The 21,775-nt window shown below is 65.4% G+C and carries 23 protein-coding genes and 1 pseudogene; 10 read left to right on the top strand and 14 right to left on the bottom strand.

What is annotated here, in order from left to right; translation table 11 throughout:
* Window positions 1–13: 13 nt before the first annotated feature.
* From LIW51_RS03735 to LIW51_RS03715, 5 genes are all read right to left on the bottom strand, one after another.
* The gene (locus LIW51_RS03735; RefSeq protein WP_227375886.1) at window positions 14–1,330 is read right to left on the bottom strand and encodes an aspartate aminotransferase family protein; all 1,317 of its coding nucleotides are present in this window, start codon (window positions 1,328–1,330) and stop codon (window positions 14–16) included.
* Window positions 1,331–1,350: 20 nt separating this feature from the next.
* A complete protein-coding gene (locus LIW51_RS03730) occupies window positions 1,351–2,676 on the bottom strand; it encodes a dicarboxylate/amino acid:cation symporter (protein ID WP_227375885.1) in 1,326 nt (441 codons plus the stop codon).
* A 325-nt stretch (window positions 2,677–3,001) separates the two neighbouring features.
* Window positions 3,002–4,711 (bottom strand): dihydroxy-acid dehydratase, encoded by a 1,710-nt coding sequence (gene ilvD / locus LIW51_RS03725; RefSeq protein ID WP_227375884.1) that lies wholly within the window; start codon window positions 4,709–4,711, stop codon window positions 3,002–3,004.
* 66 nt (window positions 4,712–4,777) lie between these two features.
* Window positions 4,778–5,020, bottom strand: a complete 243-nt coding sequence (locus tag LIW51_RS03720) for a DUF8152 family protein (RefSeq protein ID WP_497007387.1) — start codon at window positions 5,018–5,020, stop codon at window positions 4,778–4,780.
* Window positions 5,021–5,087: 67 nt separating this feature from the next.
* Complete coding sequence (locus tag LIW51_RS03715) at window positions 5,088–5,969, bottom strand: sulfurtransferase (protein ID WP_227375882.1); 882 nt, start codon at window positions 5,967–5,969, stop codon at window positions 5,088–5,090.
* Between the two features lie 104 nt (window positions 5,970–6,073).
* On the opposite strand from LIW51_RS03715, the gene LIW51_RS03710 reads away from it, so the two are divergent.
* On the top strand, window positions 6,074–6,340 hold the full coding sequence (locus tag LIW51_RS03710) for a hypothetical protein (protein ID WP_227375881.1): 267 nt from the start codon (window positions 6,074–6,076) through the stop codon (window positions 6,338–6,340).
* Here the strand turns inward: LIW51_RS03710 and LIW51_RS03705 are convergent.
* The 4 genes and pseudogenes from LIW51_RS03705 to LIW51_RS03690 form a co-directional block, all read right to left on the bottom strand.
* Window positions 6,324–6,452, bottom strand: a complete 129-nt coding sequence (locus tag LIW51_RS03705) for a BBE domain-containing protein (protein ID WP_227376732.1) — start codon at window positions 6,450–6,452, stop codon at window positions 6,324–6,326. The genes LIW51_RS03710 and LIW51_RS03705 overlap by 17 nt on opposite strands.
* Before the next feature lie 789 nt (window positions 6,453–7,241).
* Window positions 7,242–7,591, bottom strand: a pseudogene (locus LIW51_RS03700) (FAD-binding oxidoreductase); the annotation flags it as partial.
* A gap of 274 nt (window positions 7,592–7,865) precedes the next feature.
* Complete coding sequence (locus LIW51_RS03695; RefSeq protein ID WP_227375880.1) at window positions 7,866–8,300, bottom strand: hypothetical protein; 435 nt, start codon at window positions 8,298–8,300, stop codon at window positions 7,866–7,868.
* Window positions 8,301–8,391: 91 nt separating this feature from the next.
* A complete protein-coding gene (locus LIW51_RS03690) occupies window positions 8,392–8,826 on the bottom strand; it encodes a DUF7548 family protein (protein WP_227375879.1) in 435 nt (144 codons plus the stop codon).
* 166 nt (window positions 8,827–8,992) lie between these two features.
* Here LIW51_RS03690 and LIW51_RS03685 point away from each other — a divergent pair, with 166 nt between their 5' ends.
* Window positions 8,993–10,402, top strand: coding sequence for a S9 family peptidase (locus tag LIW51_RS03685; protein ID WP_227375878.1), 1,410 nt, complete (start codon window positions 8,993–8,995; stop codon window positions 10,400–10,402).
* A 42-nt stretch (window positions 10,403–10,444) separates the two neighbouring features.
* Here LIW51_RS03685 and LIW51_RS03680 read toward each other — a convergent pair whose 3' ends face one another.
* Together LIW51_RS03680 and LIW51_RS03675 are read right to left on the bottom strand one after the other, a co-directional pair.
* Window positions 10,445–11,419 carry a WD40/YVTN/BNR-like repeat-containing protein gene (locus tag LIW51_RS03680; protein ID WP_227375877.1) on the bottom strand — a complete coding sequence of 325 codons (975 nt, stop codon included), beginning with the start codon at window positions 11,417–11,419 and terminating at the stop codon, window positions 10,445–10,447.
* An 86-nt stretch (window positions 11,420–11,505) separates the two neighbouring features.
* Window positions 11,506–11,706: a 30S ribosomal protein S17e gene (locus tag LIW51_RS03675; protein WP_227375876.1), complete on the bottom strand. Its 201-nt coding sequence runs from the start codon at window positions 11,704–11,706 to the stop codon at window positions 11,506–11,508.
* Between the two features lie 94 nt (window positions 11,707–11,800).
* Here LIW51_RS03675 and LIW51_RS03670 point away from each other — a divergent pair, with 94 nt between their 5' ends.
* The gene (locus LIW51_RS03670; RefSeq protein WP_227375875.1) at window positions 11,801–12,214 is read left to right on the top strand and encodes a hypothetical protein; all 414 of its coding nucleotides are present in this window, start codon (window positions 11,801–11,803) and stop codon (window positions 12,212–12,214) included.
* Window positions 12,215–12,273: 59 nt separating this feature from the next.
* Here the strand turns inward: LIW51_RS03670 and msrA are convergent, their stop codons facing one another.
* A complete protein-coding gene (gene msrA / locus LIW51_RS03665; protein ID WP_227375874.1) occupies window positions 12,274–12,807 on the bottom strand; it encodes a peptide-methionine (S)-S-oxide reductase MsrA in 534 nt (177 codons plus the stop codon).
* 103 nt (window positions 12,808–12,910) lie between these two features.
* On the opposite strand from msrA, the gene LIW51_RS03660 reads away from it, so the two are divergent.
* On the top strand, window positions 12,911–13,390 hold the full coding sequence (locus tag LIW51_RS03660; RefSeq protein WP_227375873.1) for an ester cyclase: 480 nt from the start codon (window positions 12,911–12,913) through the stop codon (window positions 13,388–13,390).
* 36 nt (window positions 13,391–13,426) lie between these two features.
* Here the strand turns inward: LIW51_RS03660 and LIW51_RS03655 are convergent, their stop codons facing one another.
* Window positions 13,427–14,644, bottom strand: coding sequence for a polysaccharide deacetylase family protein (locus LIW51_RS03655; protein WP_227375872.1), 1,218 nt, complete (start codon window positions 14,642–14,644; stop codon window positions 13,427–13,429).
* A gap of 235 nt (window positions 14,645–14,879) precedes the next feature.
* On the opposite strand from LIW51_RS03655, the gene LIW51_RS03650 reads away from it, so the two are divergent.
* Window positions 14,880–15,884 carry a transcription initiation factor IIB gene (locus tag LIW51_RS03650; RefSeq protein WP_227375871.1) on the top strand — a complete coding sequence of 335 codons (1,005 nt, stop codon included), beginning with the start codon at window positions 14,880–14,882 and terminating at the stop codon, window positions 15,882–15,884.
* On the opposite strand, the gene LIW51_RS03645 is transcribed toward LIW51_RS03650, so the two are convergent.
* The gene (locus tag LIW51_RS03645; RefSeq protein WP_227375870.1) at window positions 15,885–17,348 is read right to left on the bottom strand and encodes an Hvo_1808 family surface protein; all 1,464 of its coding nucleotides are present in this window, start codon (window positions 17,346–17,348) and stop codon (window positions 15,885–15,887) included. It abuts the gene before it with no gap.
* Window positions 17,349–17,386: 38 nt separating this feature from the next.
* Between LIW51_RS03645 and LIW51_RS03640 the strand changes: the two genes are divergently transcribed.
* From LIW51_RS03640 to LIW51_RS03620, 5 genes are all read left to right on the top strand, one after another.
* Window positions 17,387–18,376: a GNAT family N-acetyltransferase gene (locus LIW51_RS03640; RefSeq protein WP_227375869.1), complete on the top strand. Its 990-nt coding sequence runs from the start codon at window positions 17,387–17,389 to the stop codon at window positions 18,374–18,376.
* A 108-nt stretch (window positions 18,377–18,484) separates the two neighbouring features.
* Window positions 18,485–19,423, top strand: a complete 939-nt coding sequence (locus tag LIW51_RS03635; RefSeq protein WP_227375868.1) for a DUF4129 domain-containing protein — start codon at window positions 18,485–18,487, stop codon at window positions 19,421–19,423.
* Entirely contained in the window at window positions 19,420–19,989 is a 570-nt protein-coding gene (locus LIW51_RS03630; RefSeq protein ID WP_227375867.1) for a DUF7269 family protein, read from the top strand. The genes LIW51_RS03635 and LIW51_RS03630 overlap by 4 nt, the downstream gene beginning before the upstream one ends.
* Window positions 19,986–21,260 (top strand): DUF58 domain-containing protein, encoded by a 1,275-nt coding sequence (locus tag LIW51_RS03625; protein WP_227375866.1) that lies wholly within the window; start codon window positions 19,986–19,988, stop codon window positions 21,258–21,260. The genes LIW51_RS03630 and LIW51_RS03625 overlap by 4 nt, the downstream gene beginning before the upstream one ends.
* A complete protein-coding gene (locus LIW51_RS03620) occupies window positions 21,257–21,754 on the top strand; it encodes a DUF7519 family protein (RefSeq protein WP_227375865.1) in 498 nt (165 codons plus the stop codon). Before LIW51_RS03625 ends, LIW51_RS03620 begins: the two co-directional genes overlap by 4 nt.
* Window positions 21,755–21,775 lie beyond the last annotated feature (21 nt).

Below are 21,775 nucleotides of genomic sequence, written 5' to 3'. Positions count from 1 at the left end.
CTGCTGAACCCGGTTAGAGCGTCCCCAACACGGCGTCCGCGTCGTCTAAGTACGACTCCGCGTGCTCCTCGCCGTGTGCGAACGAGAGGTGGTGTCGCTTGTAGGGGTTCGGCGTGAAGAAGTGGCCGCGCTCTCGCATTCCGGCGGCGAACTCGCGGAACTTCGCTTCGTCCAGTCCGAGCACGTCCTCGTAGCTCCGAGGCTCGTCGGTCACGCCGAACTGTACGCTGAAGATGCTCCGATGGCCGACGACCCTCCCCTCGATATCGCGGTCGGAGAGCAGATCTCGGAGTCCGGCGCGATACGTCTCGCCGAGGTCGGTAACGTAGTCCTGCACGTTAGCTTCCACGATGGTGTCGATGGTTTCACGCGCCGCGGCCAGTCCCGGAAGGTTGCCGGAGTACGTCCCGCTGATGACGACGCCGGTCTCGTTGTCGCCGCCGGCCTGCGCGAGCAGGTCGTTCCGGCCGCCCACCGCCGCGACGGGGTAGCCGTTGCCGAGCGCTTTCGCCACGCAGGTCAGGTCGGGCGTGACGCCGAACTCCCCCTGCGCGCCGTGCGGCGAGTGACGAAAGCCGGTGATGACCTCGTCGAAGATGAGCGGCACGTCGGCGTCGCGGGTCACCTCGCGCAGGGTTTCGAGGAACTCCTCCTGTGGGAGGAGACATCCGACTGAGTGCGGGATGGGTTCGAGGATGACGCCGGCGAGGTCGTCGGCGTGTTCTCGAACCGCCTCAGCGACCGCTTCGGGATCGTTGAACGGGGCGACGAGTGTATTCTCGACGGCCGCCGGGAGCATGCCGTCCGATTCCGGATACCGCTCGCCGAGGCATTCCTCGGGCGGGTAGACGCTCACGTCGACGTAGTCGTGCCAGCCGTGATAGCAGCCCTCGAATTTCAGTATCTTCTCGTTGCCGGTGTGCGCGCGGGCGAGGCGGATCGCGTGGTAGGTCGCCTCGCTCCCGCTATTGCAGAAGTTGACCCGCTCGACGCTCGGCAGGAGGTCGACCAGCCGCTCGGCCACCTCGACTTCGAGTGGGGTCGTCCCCGCGCCGTAGAGCACGCCACCGTCGATGGCTTCTCGGGCCGCCTCGTCCACCGCGTCATGGGTGTGCCCGAGGATTATCGGCCCGAACCCGAGGTGGTAGTCGGTGTACTCCTCGCCGTCGACGGTCGCGAGGGTCGCCCCGTTCGCGCGTTCGAAAGCGATATCGCCGGTGTCGTAGGCCTGCGCCCGGAGACCGGTCTGCGCGCCGCCCGGAATCACCTCGCGGGCGCGTTCGACAATCTCGCGGCTTCGCGTCGCGTCTCTGGTTAGATCAGAAGTCATGAGTATCGAATCGGGAGAAATCAGTCGTCGGTCGTCGGGCTGCTGGCTACGCCGCCGACGTCGGCCGGAGCGTCGGCCCACACGCCGGTGGTGAAGTCGATGGCGTCGTTCCACTTCGCCACGAGCGTCGTCACCGCGAGGTCGCCCGTGACGTTGTTCATGGTGCGCATCCGGTCGAGTAGGGGATCGACGCCGGCGACCATGGCGATGGCCGAGAGCGGCAGACCGACCTGCGTGAACACGACGGACATCATGATGAGGCTCGCACCGGGCACGCCCGCCGTCCCGATGCTGGCGAGCAGGGCCGTGAGGAGGACGCTCAACTGCTCGGCGAGCGTGAGCGACTTGCCGACCACGTTGGCGGTGAAGATGGCGGCGATACCGAGGTACATCGCGGTTCCGTCCATGTTGACCGTCGCACCGAGCGGAAGCGAGAAGCTGTAGACTTCCTCGTCGACGCCGAGGTTCTCGTCCGCGTTCGACATCGTAACCGGGAGCGTCCCGCTAGACGAACGGATGCTCAGCGCGGTCATCATGGCGTCTTTCCCGCCGCGCAGGAAGTCGACGGGAGATTTACCCACCAGTCCGAGCATGATGATGAGCAGGTAGACGACGGAGATGTGAATGGCGATGGCGATGGCCAGCGACGCACAGAGCTTGAGCAGCGAGACGATGGCACCGATACCGGTCTGGCCGAATAGGGCGGCCATCAGGGCGAACACGCCGATGACGCCGTACTCCATCACGCCCCAGACGACCTTGAACATCACTTCCGTGCCCACCTCGACGGCATCGAAGATGGCCGAGACGCCGTCGTCGAGTTTCGACCCTGGTTCGGCCTCGTCTCGCACCACGGTCAGTCCGATGCCGAAGATGAGCGAGAAGAAGATGACGCCGAGCATCTGCCCCTCCGCCATCGCGTGGATGGGATTCTCGGGGACGATTCCAAGGAGAACTTTACCCAGCGGTGGGGCCTTCTCCGCGTTGACGTTCGCATTCTTCGCCAGTTCGATTCCGACGCCAGGGTCGATGAGGTTGCTGATTCCGAGTCCGATGGCGATGGCGACCATCGTCGTGAGGAGGTACAACGCGACGACCTCGACGCCGATCTTTCCCAGATTCTTCGGCGAGAGGTTCCGGGCGGCCATGATGAGGGTGAAGACGACGATGGGAACAATGACCATCTTGAGAAGCCTGACGAACAGATCGCCGAGTGGTTGGAGGGACGCTGCCGGTTTTCCGACGACGATTCCGACGACGGAACCAAGGATGAACGCGGCCGCGATACGATAGATGATCGGCACCGAACGATATCGCCGCCACAGTCGCTGTGCGGTATACGACATACAGTAACAGTGTGTTCAAAAACTGTTTAAAATCTATTTCGGTTTTTCGTAGAAACTATATGAATCCATGAGTATACCATATTAAATTACTTATTTTATATATTTTTCTTGCACCGTGTTACGCGGGTTCAGACAGCGGATTTCGTCCCATCCGTTCAATTCCGAAAGATTATTCGACCAGTCGACGGCCGTCGGCCCCGCCGGTCGTTGGTCTTCTCGCGCCGACCGTCGCCCTCGTCAGCCTATAAATGGAAGGGCGGATTTCGTCGGCACCGTCTCGGGCGCGCGTTCGAAACGTACCGCGTGGGTCGACTGGATCGGCGGGTCACTCCCGCTTCGCGCCGGGATTCGTCACCGCGCCGTTCGCCGCCGACCCGAACGCGGTTCCGTACTTTGCGAGGACGCCGGTCGTGTACTGCGGTTCGTCGGGTTCCCAGTCGTCCAGTCGCTCCGCGAGTTCCTCGTCCGAGAGCGCGACCGAGAGCTCCCGATTCGTGATATCCACCGTCACCTCGTCGCCGTCTTCCAGCGCCGCGATGGGGCCGCCGTCGCGCGCTTCGGGTGCGACGTGACCGACCATCGGCCCGCGGGTCGCACCCGAAAAGCGCCCGTCGGTGATGAGCGCCACGTCGTCCTCGTGACCCTGACCGACCACCGCCGCGGTGACGCCCAGCATCTCGCGCATGCCGGGGCCGCCGCGGGGTCCTTCGTTACGGATGACGAGCACGTCGCCGGAGTCGATGTCGCCTTCCTGCACGTACCTCATGGCGTCCTCCTCGTTCTCGAAGACGCGCGCCGGGCCGGAGTGGTGGAACGTATCGTCCTTCGTGACTTTCAACACTGCCCCGTCCGGAGCGAGATTCCCCGTCAGAATCTTTATCGCGCCCTCGTCGCTGAAGGGGTCGTCCACGGGCCGGATGAACTCGGCGTCCGCCTCGCCGGTGACGCCGAGTTCGTCGAGTTCGTCCGCGACCGTGCGACCCGTCACCGTCATCGCGTCGCCGTGGACGAGTCCGGCGTCCAGCAGGCGGCGGAGGACGACCGGTACGCCGCCCTCGTCGTGGAGGTCTTTCATCACCTTCGACCCGCCGGGCTGGAGGTTGGCTATCTTGGGCGTCTGGCGCGATATCTCGTCGAAATCCTCGATGGCGAGGTCGATTCCGGCTTCCGCCGCGAGCGCGAGCAGGTGGAGCACGGCGTTGGTCGAACCGCCCATCGCCACCTGCACCGCGATGGCGTTCTCGAACGATTCCCGGGAGAGGATGTCGGAGGGTTTGCGGTCGTTCTCCACCGCGTCGAGCGCGAGTTCGCCGGCCTGTTCCGCGACTTCGTAGCGTTCGTCGGACTCGGCGGGGGGGCTCGCGGAGCCGAGCGGCGCGAGTCCGAGGGCTTCGCTGATGGAGGCCATCGTGTTCGCGGTGAACATCCCGCCGCACGACCCCGCGCCGGGGCAGGCGTGGCGTTCGAGGTCGTCCAACTCCTCCTCGGACATATCGCCGTGGGCAACCGCGCCGACGCCCTCGAAGACGTTCTGAACCGTGACTTCGCGCCCCTCGTGCTCGCCGGGGAGGATGGAACCCCCGTACAGGAAGACGGTCGGCAGGTCGGTGCGGATGGCCGCCATCATCATCCCCGGGAGGTTCTTGTCGCAGCCCGCGACGGTGACGAGGGCGTCCATGCGCTCGCCGAACGCGACGAGTTCCACGCTGTCGGCGATGACCTCGCGCGAGACGAGGCTGGCTTTCATCCCCTCGGTTCCCATCGAGATGGCGTCCGAGATGGTGATGGTTCCGAACTCGACGGGCATCCCGTCCGCCGAATCGACCCCTTCGATAGCCGATTCGGTCACGTCGTCCAGATGGACGTTGCAGGGCGTGATGTCGGCGGCGGGGTTGGCGACCCCGACCATCGGCGAGGAGAGGTCGTCGTCGTCGAACCCCATCGCCCGGAACATCGCCCGGTGCGGGGCGCGTTCCGGCCCCTCGGTGACCTCGCGGCTTCGCAACCCTTCGTCCTTCTCGCCAGTTTTGCTCATGACCGTGAGTAAGGGTGACGCGGGGGTTAAAGCCTCCCGAAGCGACAGACCTTGCTGTCGAATCGTTCAGTCCAGTTCGGACAGGATTTCCGTCGCCAGCTCGCGCGCCCGCTCGACGCGTTCGTCAGCCTCCGAATCGCCGGTTTCCTCGACGTGCGAGAGCAGTTCGGACGCCTGCGAGACGCGCTTTTTCACGACCGATTCCGGAGCACGCCTCGCGTCCGCCACGACCGCCTGAGCCTCCCCTAGGTACTGGTTCGCCCGCGTCTCCACCGGACGTCGTTCGGTCGCTTCGAGGTTAGCGTACAGGTCGGCGACGAGTTCGTGGATGTCGGTGATGGTCGGCGATTCGTGCCGGCGGAAAAAAGGAGTGTCGCTACTCCCCTCGTTCGATGGGTGCGCGCACGACGTTCCCCCACTCGGTCCACGAGCCGTCGTAGTTGCGCACGTCGCCGAAGCCGAGCAATTCGTGGAGCGCGAACCACTCGATGGAGGAGCGTTCGCCGACCCGGCAGTAGGTGATGACCGACTCGTCGCCGTCCACGTCGTGTTCGGCGTACAGGTCGCGCAGTTCGTCCGCCGACTTGAACCGCCCGTCGTCGGCGAGCACTTGCGCGACTGGGACGTTGCTCGCACCGGGGATGTGGCCGCCGCGCTGAGCCGTCTCTTGGAGCCCCTCGGGCGCGATGATTTCACCTGTGAACTCCTCGGGCGACCGAACGTCGACCAGCGGCAGCCCCGATTCCATCGCCTTGTCCACATCGTCCTTGTACGCCCGGATACCCTCGAACGGCCCCTTCGCGCGGTACTCGACCGCGGGGTGGTCGGGCACGTCGTCAGTCAGGGGGTAGTCGTTCTCGACCCAGTAGTCTTTCCCGCCGTTCAGCACGCGGGCGTCCTCGTGGCCGTAGTATTTGAACTCCCAGTAAGCGAACAGTGCGAACCAGTTCGGAATCCAGCCGTCGCCGTAGAAGACGACGGTCGAATCCTCGCTGATACCGTGGTCGCCGACGACCCGTTCGAAGTCCTCCTTCTTGAGGATGTCTCGCTCGGTCTCGTCCGAGAGGTCCTCGTCCCACTGCATGCCGATGGCCCCCGGAACGTGTCCTTGGCCGTAGCGCGACGGGAAATCCTCGTCTGGCGATTCGGGGCTGTTCACCTCCACGAGTCGGTACTCGGGGTCGTCGCTCTCGAACTCCTCGATGTGGTCTTCCACCCAATCCGCTGAAACCAGAACGTCGTTTTCGTACTCGGTCATCGGTGGATGAAACACGCAGTATTCCTAAACTCTCATGGCCAGCGATGACCGGCGACCCCCACCGAGCCGGCAACACTAATCGCGTGGCTCGCGTCGGTCGTCGCATGGCTCTCGATGTCCTCCGAGAATCGGTCGCGACGCTCCACGAATCGCGGGAAGCGATTCGTGACGGTCGAATCGCCATCGCCGATGCGAAACTCGAACTCGGGATACGATACGCGAGGCTCCGGAGGCGAGTCGACGGCGGCAGGCGGGCCGTCGAACTGCTCCAGACCGACGGCTCGGACGCCGACTTCGAGCGCCTCCTGTTGGCGCTCGACGGTCGACCCGACCGAGTTAGTCAGCGCGGCCGAGTCAGTCCGCCACGCTAACGGGCGAAATTCGTCCGAACACCCCGTCGGGGTCGTACAGCCGTTTCACCGCGGTCAACCGTTCTTCGTTCGCCGTGAACGAGGAGCGAACCGCTTCGTCCTCTTCGAGCATCGAGAAGTTGACGTAGGTCGCGCCGGTCGAATACCGCTCCGTGGCGTCCCAGAACTCCCGAACCCACTCGACGTTTGTCTCGTCGTCCGCCGGGTCTTCCCACGTCCCGTCGATGCTGAGCAGTACCGAAGCGTCCCGATCGCCGAAGGCGGTTTCGTCGGCTCCGACGCGGGCTATCGCCCCGCCGAGCGACCGAACCGGAACGAGCGACCACGGCGACGGTCGCTCGCGGCAGAAGTCGAGTATCGTCTCGATCTCCGCATCGCCGAAGTCGCCGATATAGTGCGATTTCCAGTAGTAGCGGTCGCCGTCCGGGAACATCGGGTCTAACATCGACTGCACCTGCAGGTAGGTCGTCGGCCCGCTCAGATCGAGCAGCGGCGTCCCGAACTCGCGGAGCGGTTGCATCGCTTCGGCTCCCTCCTCGGCCGCACCGGCGTACATCCCGAGTACACCGACGAAAGGCGTTCCGCGGAGTTCCTCCGGAAACATCGGATGCTCCGGAACGCTCCAGATCGTCACGTCCGCGGTTATCTCGTCGGGCGCGTCGGCCATGAACTCGTCCCACCGTTCGAACACCTCCTCTCCGTTGTCGAGAGGGTAGAGCGCGCCGAGGAAGAACACCTCCGGGCCGAGCGGGTAGCACTCGTACTCGAAGGCGGTGACGACGCCGACTCCACCGCCGCCACCGCCAAGCGCCCAGAGTAGGTCGGCGTTCTCCTCCTCGCTCGCCCTGACGAACTCCCCTTCCCCGGTCACCACGTCCGCCGCGACGAGGGCATCGCAGGTGAGCCCCCACTTGCGCCGCGTCCAACCGTAGCCGCCGCCGAGCGTGAGTCCGGCGATACCCGTCTCGGTGACGACGCCGCCCGGCACGACGAGTCCGAAGGTTTGCGTCTCCCAGTCCACGTCGCACCGCCCTGCGCCCTGACCCGGCGTTCCTCCGGATCGACGAGGACGTTCCGCATCCCCGAGAGGTCGATGACGATGCCGTCGTCGCATGTCGCGGTTCCGGCGACGTTGTGCCCGCCGCCGCGAACCGCGACCGGAACGTCGCGCTCGCGGGCGAATTTCACGGCGGCTTTCACGTCGGCGACCCCGGAACAGACGGCGATGACCGCCGGATGCGCGTCTCGCATCCCGTTCCATATCCGGCGCGCCCCCTCATAGCCGGAGTCGCCGGGTCGCAGCAGTTCGCCTTGAAACCCGTCTTGGAGTGCCTGTACGTCGTCGGTTAGAAGGTCTTTCGTGTCCATCGTTCTCCCCGTTCTCTGTTAGCACGCCACGAGCAAAGCCGTATATCGCGTAGCGTCTGGTACGAATATCGGGAGAAAATTACGGAACGTTCCGTTTCGACGCCGAGTCCCGTCCAGCGGCCCAGCGAAACCGTAGTTCGGGCGAGAGCGAACGTCTTTACCGCCGTTCCATCGCGTCTCGGTAGAGCGCGGCGGGGTCGGCCAGATGATGATCCGTACAGAGTCTCGCCAACTCGTCCGCGTCACTCAGAACCGTCGGTTCCTCGGACGTCCACGTCTCGTGAGCGTCCGCGAAGTACTCGGCTTCGTCGTCGTCGGAGTCGTCGGAGACGGCGTAGAACCGGGTGTGGACGTGAATCTCGTTGGGGCGTTCGACGCGTTCGTCGTTCGAGTCGGGGCCGTCCGGGTAGACCACGTCGTTGTGGTACGGAAGCGCGTCGTACTGTCGACGAACGGCCAACCGCCCCGCGGGGCCGTCGATGGTCGCGGTCGCTCGCATCGCGAACTCGTGTTCGCTGCTCTCGATGCGCTCCGCGTCGCTCTCGACCACGTCGATCTCGCCGGACGGGTCGCCGTCGGTAGCCGGCACCATCGTCGTCCAAGAGGTTCGCCGGTCGCAAAGGGGTGTCGGCCCGAGCGCCGGTCGAAGGGCTGCCGAGGGACGAGTGCGTCACCCCGAAAATCTACGCCTCGACCGCTCGGGTTCGAGTCGCGCGCCGAACCGACCGCGCGTACCAGAGACCGGCAAGCGGAACGAGCAGCGTCAGACCGACGAGGAGCCATCGGTGGTACGCGAACTCGTCGGCGGTCGATAGCTCCATCACGACGTGCGGCGGTAGGGTGACCGCCCACCAGACGGTGAGGAGAAACGCGTACCCGCCGAGAACGACGATGACGGCCGCGAGCACCGTCCGGTCGATGCGTCCGACGTAGCCGACGCCGACCGCGAGGAGGACGAGAAACGTGAGCACACCCGCGAACCGCATCCCGGCGACCGGCGCGCGGTAGTAGACGGCGACGCTCTCCGGATTCGTCACAAGATACGGTACCGCGAACGCACCGAGCACTGCGAGACAGACCGCGGCACAAACGGTCGTCGCTGCGTCTCGGTGTCGCATGTACGCACTCACACCGTGGATTTCCATAAGCACGAGGGCGACCGAGGCGTGGACGTGATCGGTCGGGATGTGGGGCGAACGGACCGAGGTCGGCGGAAATGGTTGCAAAATTACAGAATCGTTGTTCGGGAAATACTTATGAGCCGATATATTTCACTTCGAGTCGATGACGGAGGAATTCTCACTCGAAGACCTCGCTAGCCTTCCGGAGTTTCACCATCCCGCCTCTTCACCCGACGGCGAGCGGGTCGCGGTCTACTACGACGGAACCGGTCGCAACGAACTCCACGTCATCGACGTGGCGACGGGCGAGATGCGATGGGTGAGCGACGGTGAGGTGCCGCGGAACGCGCGCTGGCCGTTCATGTGGGCGCCCGACGGCGGCCGAATCGCGTACGTTACAAACGAGTCCGACGACCTGAACAACAGTGACGTGTACGTCGCCGACGCGGACGGGTCGGATGTACAAAATCTCGAAATCGGAATCGATGGGAGCGAACCCCGTTTCGCGGACTGGTCGCCCGACGGAACCCGACTGCTCGTCTCGGACGACACCAAAGATAAGACGCGCTGCGGCATCTACGACCTTGAATCGGACTCCGTCGAGTGGTTCGGGTCGGGCGAGTACGTCGAGAATCCCGTCGCGTTCCTCCCCGACGGCGGTGGTTTTATCGCGCTCCGGACGCGCCGTGCCGCCGTCGTTCCGCTCGTCTACGACCTCGGAGGAGACGCGACCGAACTCCACCTGCCAATCGGCGTCGCGTCGTTTCCCCAGTACGGCGACGCCGCCTTACTCGGCGACGGACGAGTGCTCGTGGAGCAGACGACGCCGACGCAGCGACCCGCGCTGCTCGTCCACGACGTCGAATCCGGCGCGACGCGGACACTCCTCGAACCGGAGTACGGCGATATCGACCTCGACTCGTTCGCGGACGCGGAGTACGTCATCTTCGAATCGCACGACGGACTCGAAATCAACTACCGCGGCTCGTTCGGCCGGGGGCGCGAGTTCAAGAACAGCCTCATCGGCGACTGGGGCGGCGCGGAACAGGACGACATAGCCGAGGGCGTCCGCTGGCTCCGCGAACGGGAGCGGATAGACGAGGAGCGAGTCATCGTCTACGGCGGTTCCTATGGCGGTTACAGCGCCTACTGGCAGATGGTGCGGTATTCCGAACTGTACGCGGCGGGCATCGCGTGGGTCGGCGTCACCGACCTCCACGACATATACGAGAACACGATGCCACACTTCCAGACCGGACTCATGGAGAGATATCTGGGCGACCCCGAGGAGAACCACGACCTCTATCGGGAGCGTAGCCCCATCGAGTACGCCGAGAATCTTGACAAGCCACTGTTGATGGTGCACGGCGTCAACGACCGCCGGGTGCCCGTCTCGCAGGCCAGACTGTTCCGCGACGCGCTGGACGAAGTCGGGTTCGAAGAGGGCGAAGACCGGGACTACGAGTACGAGGAACTCGGGGAGGAAGGCCACGGAAGCACCGACATCGACCAGAAGATTCGCTCGTTCGAAATCGTCGACGACTTCCTCGCCCGGCGGGTTTCGGCGCAGTAGGACGCCGGAACTCCCCACTCGACTGATGTCCCGCCAGTCGACCTACGGGAGCAGCGTCAACCCTCTCGCTGTCTGTTTCTCGAATCCCGTCGGCCATTCGATTTCGAGTTCGTCCCACGTCGTTCCGGCGTCCTCGGTTCGGAAGACGCCGCGGTTGTTGACGGCGTAGAGTTCGCCGCCGGCGGTTCCCGATTCGAACACCGTCCGGGTGACGCCGTCGCCGGTCGGCAACCCGTCGAGTCGCTCCCACGGTTCGCCGTCTCGCTTGCGGTAGACGTACGATTCGGCGGAATCGGCGTTGTGCGCGGTTCGGGGGCCGCTGGCGCTGGAGAGGAGGACGGTGTCCGGGTCGTCCGGCGCGAGGGCGACGCTCCAGCAGTAGCGGTGGCGGAGTCCGTCCTGCGGATACCGCCACGTCTCGCCGCCGTCATCGGATTCCGCGTAGCCGTCGCCCGCGGCGGACCAAACGCGGTTCGGCGCGTCGGAATGGGTGGTCAGCGAGTGGTTGTCCCGACGAGCGCTCGAAACCCTGTCCTCCCACGTCTCGCCCGCGTCGTGCGTCTGCACGAGCGCACCGGCCTCGATGCCGACGTAGAGGTGTTCCGGGTCGTCGGGGTCGGGTTCGATCCATCGGACGTGGTGGGTGTGCGGTCGCGGCGGGAACGACCACTGCGGTTCGGAGGGAAGGTCGGTCAGCCCCTCGCGCCGCTCCCACGAATCGCCGCCGTCGGTGCTTCTGTAAACGGCGCTAGGTTCCGTCCCGACCCACACCGTCTCCGGGTCGTCCGGGTCGACGGCGAGCGACATCACCGACTCCCGGATCGTCTCTCCGCCGACCAAACGGAACGTCTCGCCCCCGTTCTCGCTCCGGAAGAGACCGGCATCGAACGTCCCGTAGAAGACGCGGTCTGCGGTCGCGGCGATGCACTCCAAGTCGTTGGCGTCCAGTCGTACCCCCTTCGTCCCCGTCTCGTCGGCGACGAGGAGTCCGCCCCGCATCGCGGCGTACAGTTCCATACTCACGACTACGCGCTACAGATGCCTGAATCTATCCGGACGTGACATCTATCTTACTAGAACAGAGGGTGGCGTCGACCGAGCCGTCACAGGTACCGTTCTTCTTCCCCCTGCCCTCGCTTCCTCGTGATGTATCCCGCGATTCGGTTGCGAACGTCCTTCGACGTGACGTTTGTCAGTTTCTCTACACTTTCTTTGTTCTGGTCGAAGTCGTCGGTGAACGCTTCGGGGTAGCGTTCCAGCAGGAGATTCCCCACTTTCTTCACGTAGGCGGGACGGACTGGCATCGGTACCGATACTAACCACGGCAGCCGGTAAAACGATTGATGACGCTCGGCTCCCGACGATGCCAATTTAACCGGCGGTCGCGTCACCGTAGGAATGAAACGATTCGACTCAGTGGCGACGACGGGGACGGCGCTCATCGACCGTCGGCGACTGTCCCTCACCGCGGGCGTGCTGTTCGTGCTCGTCGTCGCCGTCAACGCCGCGTTTCCCGAGCGGACGCTCCTCTACACGCTCTCGCTGGTCGTCGGGGGCGTTCTGGTGGTCGGTGCAGGCTACCACCGTCGCTCGGTCGTAGCGAGTCTCACCCTCGGAACGTCGCCCCTCCTCGGCGATATGACGGCTTACCTGGTTCGAAACGCGCTCGCGGGCATGATTCTCTCGCCGGGGCGCGTGCTCTTTCTGTACTCGCGGACGCCCTACGCGGTGGTCGGTGCCGGCGTGCTGTACGTGCTCGGGAGCGGACGCTCCCGATTTCGACGCACGTCTCCGGAACGCGCCGAATCGTGACCGCTTCGACGGAAAAACAGCGGAGAAGACGCACTGGTCGTCTCCGAACCGCCTCCTCGCTACTCTCGGATCTTCTTGGCGAACTTCTCGCGCACCTTCCGAAGCTTCGGTTGGGCGTTCACCGTGCAGTAGGCGTCGTTCGGATTCTTCTCGTAGTAATCCTGGTGGTACCCCTCGGCCTCGTAGAACGCCTCCAACGGCTCCACCTCGGTCACGATGGGGCCGTCGAACGCCTCCGCCGCTTCGAGTTCGTCGATGAACCGCTCGGCGGTCTCTTTCTGTTCGTCGTCGTGGTAGAACACGGCGGAGCGGTACTGCGACCCCACGTCTGGCCCCTGTCGGTTCAGCGTCGTCGGGTCGTGGATGGTGAAAAACACCTGTAGCAGTTCGTCGTAGCCGACTCTGTTGGGGTCGTAGGTGACCTGCACGACCTCGGCGTGACCCGTACTACCGGAACAGACCTCCTCGTAGCTCGGGTACTCGACCGACCCGCCAGCATACCCGGACGTGACCGATTCCACGCCCTCCAACTCCTCAAACGCGGGTTCGAGACACCAGAAACACCCACCGGCGAGCGTCGCTCGTTTCGTCATACGCGAACGTAGGAGGTCGAGGCGTTAAGGTGCACCGGTGGCGGCCAACGCTGTGACCGGTTGGCCAAGACCGTGACGGAGCGGCCGAGGTACGGACGCAAAGGTGAATTCGTCACGCGACGTACACGCCACCATTTCCACGCGGGAAGAGCGAAACAGAACGGTCGTTCGTCGGTACGCCGACGAGGTTTGGGGCGAGGGCGACGCAGACGCCGCGGACAAGATACTGACGCAGGAGCAAGTGTACCACGACCCGACGTTCTCCGGCGCGGAGCACGTCGACGAGTTCAAGGAGTTCATACGCGGCTACCGCGCCGCGTTCCCCGACCTCCGATACGATATCGAGGGAACCATCGCCGAGGACGATTTCGTCGCCTTCTGGGGACGGGTGACCGGAACACAGGAGGGCGAGTTTTTCGGCATCCCGCCGACCGGGAACCGAATCGACATCATGGGAATCGGCGTCGTGCGGCTCGAAGACGGAAAGATAGCCGATCGATGGGCGAACTTCGACGTGTACGGCATGCTGAAACAGCTCGACGCCGACTCGACGGGGGGCGACCGCCGCGACGAGTCGGAGTAGCGTTCTCGCACGCCGGTCGGTTCGAAGCCGGCCGAATCACAGTTCCAGAAAATCGGAGGCGGTGATGACTTTCACGTCCTGCTTTTTCACGTATTTCAGCAGACTCTCGAACTCGTCTTCGCCGATATCGCCGTCCTTCCCGACCTCGTGGAACAGGGGGACGACGAGTTGGCCGTACTCGGCGGCGTAGTCCACGTACTCCTTCACCACCTCCACGTCCTTGCCGTACACCCGCGAAACGATGGCGTCCTCGCGTTCGAACGGCACGGCGTTCGGACAGCCGCCGAAGCTGAAGACGGTGTCGTAGTACCGCCGAGCGAGGTCGAACGTCTCCGGGCCGAGGAGGTTCTTCGGGACGAGCAGGTGGCGCGCGCCGTCGTCGAACCCCCGCGATTCGAGGTAGTTCCGTGCATCCACGAGGAGGTCCTTCTGGTCGTCCGCGGAGAACTCCGGGAAGAACTGCGCGCCGACGTTGGGATGGGCCGCGATATCCCACCCGCCCTTCGCCATCGCGGACAACCGGTCTTCGGTCAGTCGGTCGTCGTTCCCGACGCTCTCGGGGATGACGCCTTCGACGCCCGCGAACCCGTACTTCTCCATCAGTTCGAACGCGCGGTAGTGGCTGGCGTGGCTATCGTCGAAGGTGAACGTCACGTAGCCGGTGTCCGCGCTGGAGACCGTCCGGAGGTCGTCCACGAGAAATTCGACGGGTCGCTTGGCGTTCGGGTCGAGCGGTCGCCCGACGACGCGGAGTTCCCGCACCTGCGCGAGGTTCGCCCCGTCCGTCCGACCCGTGACGCCGAAGTTGACGCGCACCCAGCGGTCTTTCGGGCCGAGCACGGTTCGCTTGAGGACGACCTTCCGCTCGTCGTCCGGCGCGAGGAGTTCGACGGCGACCTTCGCCTGTTCGTGGGTGGTTAATTTGACGGCCATCGAGAAATTCGTCCCGCGGAGGTCGGCACCTGAAAGCGACCGGACGATGTGCCCTTCTTTCGTCTCCCCGCTTCCGGTCACGCGAGCGCATTGTGGCCCTTCGTAGGCGTCGGTCGATTTCGAGAGCGACCCCTGTCGTTCGACTGCCCGCCAGTGGTCGAGGGATTCGAAATCGTCGGCGACCGCTACGTTCGCCGCTCCGGAACCGCTCGCCTTTCCGGCATCGTCGCTCTTCGCCACCTTTCTAGTAAACGACGAACACCCCGCGAGTCCGGCCGCACCGGCCGCGGCGAGGAACGCTCGTCGCGTCTGTCGCGTCATCGCTGGTGGTCTGGAAGAACCCGCCGTATATTCTTATGGGGAATTTAATGCGGGCAGAAATCCTCAAAATAGAACCGAGATTCGTCGTCTTAATCCGAATCGGACACTACTACTCCGGCAAACGACGTCACACCGCCCGCGGAAGGTTTAAATACTTTCGAACCTAACTATAGGTTAGTAAGCTGGCTCTCGGCCTCCATTTTCTTCCTTCTGAGAGCCGGTTTCCATCCTCATCATGACGAGTACGACGATTCACCAGAGAGACCGAACTGTACCGAACACCGAACAAGAACGAGAGAGCGCCGAACGAGACGCGTGCCCCGAGTGCGGTGGTCGCCTCGTCGGCGACGACGAACACGCCGAGACGACCTGCGCGGAATGCGGTCTCGTCGTCGAAGCGGACGCTATCGACCACGGTCCGGAGTGGCGCACCTTCGACGCAGCCGAACGCGACTCGAAATCCCGCGTCGGCGCGCCGACGACGAAGATGATGCACGACAAGGGGCTGTCGAGCAGCATCGGTTGGCAGGATAGGGACGCCTACGGAAACTCGCTCGGGTCGCGCCAGCGCGAGAAGATGCAGCGACTCCGCACGTGGGACGAACGCTTCCGCACGCGCAACAGCAAAGAACGCAACTTGAAACAGGCGCTAGGCGAGATCGACCGGATGGCGAGCGCGCTCGGCCTTCCCAAGAACGTCCGCGAGACGGCCAGCGTCATCTACCGCCGGGCGTTGAAAGAAGATCTCCTTCCGGGACGCTCCATCGAGGGCGTTGCGACCGCCTCGCTCTACGCGGCGGCCCGCCAGACCGGCGTTCCGCGCAGTCTGGACGAGGTGGCGAGCGTCAGCCGCATCGACGGAATGGAGTTCAAGCGCACCTACCGCTACATCGTGCGCGAACTCGGCCTCGAAGTGAAACCCGCCGACCCTGTGCAGTACCTCAACCGGTTCGAGAGCGAGGTCGACCTCGGCGCGGAGACGAAACGCCGCGCGCACGAACTGCTCTCGACCGCACAGAAGGCTGGCGTCACCAGCGGAAAATCGCCAATCGGCCTCGCCGCCGCCGCGCTGTACGCCGCCGCGCTCCTCGAGGACGAGGATCTGACGCAGGACGCGGTGAGCGAGATCAGCGGCGTGAGCACTGTCACCATCCGCAACCGCTACCACGACCTGCTGGCCGCCGCCGACGAGACGCAGGCGCTCCCGTCGAACGTCTCCATCGACGGGGCGACGGCGTAATCAATCGAATTTTCGCGCGCGCAATGACGAGGACTGACGAGTATCGTCCCCGGAATCGGGTCGGATATCCCTCAGGTCAGCGACTGTCGGCCCGTTCACTATCGTCACGGTTCGCCCGTCGCGGACGATGCGGAAGGCGTCGGCGAACCCACCGCCGTCGATGACCCACGTACCGGGAGCGACGCGCGTCGCGTTCTGTCCGTGGAGGAGGTCGCGGTACGCTCGCGCGAACTCCGTCGCGTCCTCGGACGTGTCCCACTTCGTCCGCCAGATGTAGCCTCGCTCGTCGCCCTTGTGGTAGGGCCAGAGTCGGTCATTCGCCCACCCGTCGGAGGGTTCGCTGGTGTAGTTGAAAACGTCGAACTCGCCGGCCTCGGGGTCTTCGAACTCCTGCCACCGAATGACGGAGTTGTCGTAGACTCGGCCCTGATACCAGAACATCGCGTAGATTCCAGCTTCGCCGACCGTCTCCGAACCGTTTTCTCCCTTCTCGCCGTAGAGTCGCCACCCGTTTCTAGCCTGCTCGCCGAGCCGGAGCGACGCGGGCGGGGCGTTTTTCGTCTCCGGGTCGATGACCTGCTCGGACGACTTCGGCGGATTTCGGTACTGCTGTTCGACCGCGTTCCAGCCGCCCGATTCGACGGTCGACGCGACGTACGCCGGGCCGTCGGAGTACGGTTGAATCGTCGCCACCTGCATGGCGAGGTTGTAGGACGGAAGCGGGCCGCCGCCGTAGGGCGTCCGCTTCGGTTGCGGGCCGGGCGTCTCGACGCACTCCCACTCCGCACCGCACCGTTGCGCGTATCGTTTCTCGACGTACGACGCTTCGCCCTCGGTCAACCCTTGGCGACCTCGCAGTCCGTCCATCGTCCGAGCTCCGGACTGCGAGGGGTTCAGTCCTCCCTGCTGGTCTTGGAGCGCGTGCGTGAGTTCGTGAACTAGCGTCTCGTTGTCCACGACGAGTTCGTCGCCGGAGATGACGAAGATCTCGTCTTTACCCGGCACGTAGAAACCGGCGATGCGCTCCTGCAAGAGTCGGGTTCGTTCCCGGGCGGCGTCCGTCGGTTCGTCGCTGGCGAACATCGCTTCCCATATCTGATTCTCCCACGCGCGCTGTGCGGGCGTGTACTGCGCTCGCAACTGATCCCGGATGATTCGGCTGTACCGTTCTCGCGGGAGCGATTCGACCGTCACGTTCCGGTCGAACTCCTGCCTGCGGATGAACTCCACGCGCGCCATCGCCCGACCCACGTAGGCCCGTAGTTCGGCGTCCGTCAGCCCGTCGCTCTGGTCGACGGCGATGCGCTCGTCGTGCCAGTAGCCGTTTTCCCACCCGAGCACATCGGAGTTGGGATCGGGCGGAGCGCCGGCGCTCCCGCGGTCACCGGCCGCGCTATCGGCCACGCTGAGTACCGGTGCGATACAGACGAGAAGAACGACGACGAGTACCCCCACACCTCGCATACAGGCGACACGGACGCCGGGAGCATAACGGTTAGCTGTTGGTTACCACATCGCATCTCTCGAATTTGCTCGGAACCGAACGGAGGTTTATCCGGGATGGCGAAGCCAGACTCCGACAGGAGCACGGACACCGCGCCACCGCCCGCGAACCGGGTTCGGAATCAGACGGTCGTAGTACCGGGGATTCCGTCACCGGATTTATCGACGTGGCGAGCGAAGACAACACCATGGAACTCCGCGAACCCACCTCGGACGACACGGAGCGAATGCGCGAGCTCGCCCAGAGCGCGATGACGACGTCGTACGCGCTCAGCCCTCGGCAGATCGAGACGATAGCCGAGGAGCAGTTCGGCGACGAACGGTTGACGCGGACGTTCGACGACTCGGACGCCGTCGCGCTCGTCGCGGAGAGCGAGGAGTGGGACACCGTGGTCGGCTTCGTCGTCGGCGAGCGCGACGGGTCGGAGGGCGAGGTGCAGTGGCTGATGGTCGACCCCGAGCACCGCGGCGCGCGGGTCGGCACTCGGCTGTTCGAAACCGCCGTCGAATCGCTTCGAGAGCGAGGCGCGGAGCGGGTCTCCGCGACGACCCTCGAATCCAACACGGAGGGGGACGACTTCTTCGAGCGGTTCGGCTTCGAGCGGACGGACGACCGTCGAGTGGAGATCGGAGACGAATCACTCGTGGAGTACGTGTACGTCGAACCGGAGGAGGCCGACGGAACGCCGACCGAATCGGCGAAGGACGCGGAACTGCCGAACGCGGAGACGCGCGACGGTGTGACGACCGCGACGACCAACGACGGAGAGGAGATGTACGTCGACCGCGACGAGGAAGAGTCGGGAACCGAAGGCCCCTTCTACGCCGCCTACACCGACGAGGAACGCACCGAGAAGTTCGGCTACTACTGTAGTAACTGCGGCTCGTTGGACACGACGATGGACAACGTGGAGCGCATCGAGTGTACCGAGTGCGGCAACACCCACGTCTCGCGCTCGACCGAAGAGTACGACGATTCGTACCTCTGAGGCCAAAATACGGCGGGAGGAGGGAGTGTCCCTCCGTTCGTTCGAAGGCGACGGTCGTTCCTGCGAGAAGACAGAAAACCTAAGTTTTCAATCCCGCTACTCGGTATCGTGGATCTAGACACCGCCCGCCCCGTCGTCATCGCGCTCCTCTGCGTCCTCGCTATCTCCCTCGCCGCCGCGACGCTGAACTCGGCCGTGACCGAAGACGGTTCCGGCGGCACCGGGTTCGGCTTCGGTTCCGGTGGCACCGGATTCGGCGAGAAGAACCAGTCGTCCCCGTCCGGGGGGCAGGGAGCCGGCCCGGCCGTTCCGATAGAGTTCCCCTGCTACCCCGTCCTCGCGAGCGGCCCCGTGATACTCGCCATCGGGGGTGCGTTTCTCCTGCTCGTCGGCATCGCCTACCGACGGAGCGGACTCCTCGGTGCCTTCGCCGTCGTTGGCCCCGTCGGCGTCCCAATACTGTTGGTTCACGCCCTGTTGACCGCGTGTACCGTTTCGATCTCTCGAAGGTCGGACGGCAACCTCTTCCCCGGAAACCGGAGCAATTTCTCGCTCCCAGCGGGCGGTTCCGGCGGCGCCGGCGACGGCGCGGCGACCGTGGTGACGCCCTCGCTCGTGCTGTTCGTCGTCCTCGGAATTGCGCTCGTCGGCGCCGTCGTCCTCCTCGTGAAGAGCTCCGGCGGAAGCGAACCTGACGCGCAGCAGGCCGAGGAAGCACCCGACGAAGAGGACATCGCCGCCGTCGGGCGGGCGGCGGGAGAGGCGGCGGATCGCATCGAATCCGAAGCGAGCGTCGAGAACGAGGTGTACCGCGCGTGGCGCGAGATGACCCGCCATCTCGACGTGTCCGCCCCCAAATCGAGCACGCCCGGCGAGTTCGCCGCGGCGGCGGTCGACGCCGGGATGGGCCGGAACGACGTGTCCGAACTGACGACCGTCTTCGAGGAGGTTCGGTACGGCGGCGAGGACGCGACCGGCGACCGCGAGCGACGGGCCGTGTCCGCGCTCCGCCGAATCGAACGCCACTACGCGGAGGGCGAGCGATGAACGACCGACCGCTTCTCACGACGGTCGGAATCCTCGCCGTCGGCTGGGGACTCGCCGTCGTGTTCGCGCCGGAGCTCGCGGCGGTGGTCTCGACCGGAGAAATATTCGTGAATCTCGTCGGAATACTGGCGCTCGTCCAAGGACTTCGCGTCGTCCAGAGCAGACGCCGCCGCGACGTCGAAGGCGCGGTGACGGGCGACCCGGAGACGAACGTGACGCATCCCACGCCGGGTCGGGAGTTCGACGAGCGCCTCCGAACCGTCCACTCCGGGTCGCGGTCGCAGCGCTTCCAGTCGCGGAAACGACTCAGGGAGCACCTCGAACGGTCGCTCCTCGAAGCCATCGTTCAGCGCGAAGGTTGCTCGGAGGACGACGCAAAGGCGCGGATGGAGACCGGCGACTGGACGGACGACCCGTACGCCGCGGCGTTCCTCGGCGGCCCGTCCGCACCTCGGCGCTCGTGGCGCGAGTGGCTCCGTCGCTCGCTCGGCGGCGAGACGACCTTCCAACGGCGAGCGCGCCGAACCGCCGACGCCGTCACCGACTACGTGGAGGACGACCGATGACCGTCCGCGAGACGAACCGCTGGCACGGCGTGAGCGCGGTCGCGCTTCTCGCCGCGGCGGTCGGCGTGTTCGTCGGCAGTCCGGTCACGCTCCTCGTGGGCGTGGTCGGCGTCACGTTCGCGGCCTACGCGAGAACCGCGACGCCCCCGACGACCGACCTCGAACTGACGCGCACCGTGAGCGACGCGACGCCGGAGCCGGGGGACGAGATTCGAGTCGAGGTGGCGGTCGAGAACGCGGGGAGCGCGACCGTCCCGGACCTCCGCATCGTCGACGGCGTGCCCGAAGCGCTGGAAGTGACCTCCGGGTCGCCCCGACTCGGAACCGCACTCCGTCCCGGCAAACGGGCGGCGTTCGCCTACAGCGTCGAGGCGGTTCGCAGCGAGCACGCCTTCGAACCGGCGCAGGTGCTAGCCCGCGACTTCAGCGGAGCCGTCGAACGCGAGTTCGAACTGGCGGACGAGACGGCGATAACGTGTACGCCCCGACTCGCGGCGACGGCGGAGGCGGTTCCGCTCAGAGAACAGACGATTCGATACACCGGACGGGTGGCGACGCGCGAAGGCGGAACCGGCGTCGAGTTCCACGCCACCCGCGAGTATCGACCCGGCGACCCTCTCTCGCGCATCGACTGGAATCGGAAGGCGCGGACGGGCGAGCTAACGACGGTCGAGTTCCGGGAGGAGCAGACCGCGACCGTCGTCCTGCTCGTGGACGCGCGAGCGAAAGCGTATCTCGCGCGTGACGACGACGACGACCCCGGCGCGGTCGAGCACGCGGTTCGCGCCGCTGGCGACGCGTTCAGCGCCCTGCTGGACAACGGCGACCGGGTCGGAATCGCCGCGTTCGGCCCCGAAGAAGCGTGGCTGTCGCCCGGCACGGGAACGTACCACCGGGCGGAAGCGCGGGAACTGCTCTCGCACGCGGACGCGTTCGCGTGCGAGCCGCCGACCGGGATGTTCTACTCGACGCTGCGGATGCGGTGGCTCCTGCGGCGACTCCCGACGGACGCGCAGGTGGTGTTCTTCTCGCCGCTCTGCGACCGCTTCGCGCCGGAGGTGGCTCGGCGACTCGACGCTGGCGGTCACGCCGTGACCGTCATCAGCCCCGACCCGACCGGCGACGCAACGCCCGGACAGCGACTCGCCCGGTCGGAGCGAATCCGGCGACTCCAGTCGCTCCGGGCCGGCGGGCTTCGGGTCGTCGATTGGGACACCGAGGAGTTGCTCGGCGTGACGCTGGCCCGAGCGAATCGGAGGTGGCTCCGATGAACGAGGTCGACCGCTCGCCCGCTCGGGTGAGCCAACTGCTCGCCATCATCGCCGGTTCGGTCGCGCTCGGTGCGAGCGCATTCGTCGGCGGCGTCGGCGCGCTCGCCGGCCTGCTCGGGTTGGCGGTCGTCGCCCTCGGAGTCGTCCGGGGGTCACGCCGTGGGGTGACCGTCGGAAGTTTCGCCCTCCTGTGCGGCGTGCTCGCAGGCGGACTCGTCTCCGCCCCCGCCGAACTCCTGATTCCCGGCGCGATGGCGACGGTGCTCGCGTGGGACTTCGGCGAACAGGCCATCAACGTCGGCGAGCAACTCGGCCGCAAAGCCGACACGCAGCGCCTCGAACTCACCCACGCCGCCGCGAGCACGGTGGTCGCGGTTTCGGCGGGCGGCGTCGGCTACGGGATGTATCTGCTCGGAAGCGGGGGGCAACCGATGACCGCGCTGGTGTTCCTGTTGATCGCGGCGCTGGCGCTCACGTCGGCGTTACGGGCGTGAGTCGTCTTTTTCTGGAGACGC

The sequence above is a fragment of the Haladaptatus halobius genome (assembly GCF_020618475.1).
In the GTDB taxonomy this organism is placed as follows: Archaea; Halobacteriota; Halobacteria; order Halobacteriales; family Haladaptataceae; genus Haladaptatus; species Haladaptatus halobius.
Note: the sequence above shows the minus strand (reverse complement) of the source record. Positions and strands in the feature narration are given on the sequence as shown.

What these genes read in the sequence shown, in the direction of transcription:
- LIW51_RS03735 (WP_227375886.1), bottom strand. Translation starts at nt 1,330, where the DNA reads ATGACTTCTGATCTAACCAGAGACGCGACGCGAAGCCGCGAGATTGTC.
- LIW51_RS03730 (WP_227375885.1), bottom strand. Translation starts at nt 2,676, where the DNA reads ATGTCGTATACCGCACAGCGACTGTGGCGGCGATATCGTTCGGTGCCG.
- ilvD (WP_227375884.1), bottom strand. Translation starts at nt 4,711, where the DNA reads ATGAGCAAAACTGGCGAGAAGGACGAAGGGTTGCGAAGCCGCGAGGTC.
- LIW51_RS03715 (WP_227375882.1), bottom strand. Translation starts at nt 5,969, where the DNA reads ATGACCGAGTACGAAAACGACGTTCTGGTTTCAGCGGATTGGGTGGAA.
- LIW51_RS03710 (WP_227375881.1), top strand. Translation starts at nt 6,074, where the DNA reads ATGGCTCTCGATGTCCTCCGAGAATCGGTCGCGACGCTCCACGAATCG.
- LIW51_RS03705 (WP_227376732.1), bottom strand. Translation starts at nt 6,452, where the DNA reads ATGCTCGAAGAGGACGAAGCGGTTCGCTCCTCGTTCACGGCGAACGAA.
- LIW51_RS03695 (WP_227375880.1), bottom strand. Translation starts at nt 8,300, where the DNA reads ATGGTGCCGGCTACCGACGGCGACCCGTCCGGCGAGATCGACGTGGTC.
- LIW51_RS03690 (WP_227375879.1), bottom strand. Translation starts at nt 8,826, where the DNA reads ATGCGACACCGAGACGCAGCGACGACCGTTTGTGCCGCGGTCTGTCTC.
- LIW51_RS03685 (WP_227375878.1), top strand. Translation starts at nt 8,993, where the DNA reads ATGACGGAGGAATTCTCACTCGAAGACCTCGCTAGCCTTCCGGAGTTT.
- LIW51_RS03680 (WP_227375877.1), bottom strand. Translation starts at nt 11,419, where the DNA reads ATGGAACTGTACGCCGCGATGCGGGGCGGACTCCTCGTCGCCGACGAG.
- LIW51_RS03675 (WP_227375876.1), bottom strand. Translation starts at nt 11,706, where the DNA reads ATGCCAGTCCGTCCCGCCTACGTGAAGAAAGTGGGGAATCTCCTGCTG.
- LIW51_RS03670 (WP_227375875.1), top strand. Translation starts at nt 11,801, where the DNA reads ATGAAACGATTCGACTCAGTGGCGACGACGGGGACGGCGCTCATCGAC.
- msrA (WP_227375874.1), bottom strand. Translation starts at nt 12,807, where the DNA reads ATGACGAAACGAGCGACGCTCGCCGGTGGGTGTTTCTGGTGTCTCGAA.
- LIW51_RS03655 (WP_227375872.1), bottom strand. Translation starts at nt 14,644, where the DNA reads ATGACGCGACAGACGCGACGAGCGTTCCTCGCCGCGGCCGGTGCGGCC.
- LIW51_RS03650 (WP_227375871.1), top strand. Translation starts at nt 14,880, where the DNA reads ATGACGAGTACGACGATTCACCAGAGAGACCGAACTGTACCGAACACC.
- LIW51_RS03645 (WP_227375870.1), bottom strand. Translation starts at nt 17,348, where the DNA reads ATGCGAGGTGTGGGGGTACTCGTCGTCGTTCTTCTCGTCTGTATCGCA.
- LIW51_RS03630 (WP_227375867.1), top strand. Translation starts at nt 19,420, where the DNA reads ATGAACGACCGACCGCTTCTCACGACGGTCGGAATCCTCGCCGTCGGC.
- LIW51_RS03625 (WP_227375866.1), top strand. Translation starts at nt 19,986, where the DNA reads ATGACCGTCCGCGAGACGAACCGCTGGCACGGCGTGAGCGCGGTCGCG.
- LIW51_RS03620 (WP_227375865.1), top strand. Translation starts at nt 21,257, where the DNA reads ATGAACGAGGTCGACCGCTCGCCCGCTCGGGTGAGCCAACTGCTCGCC.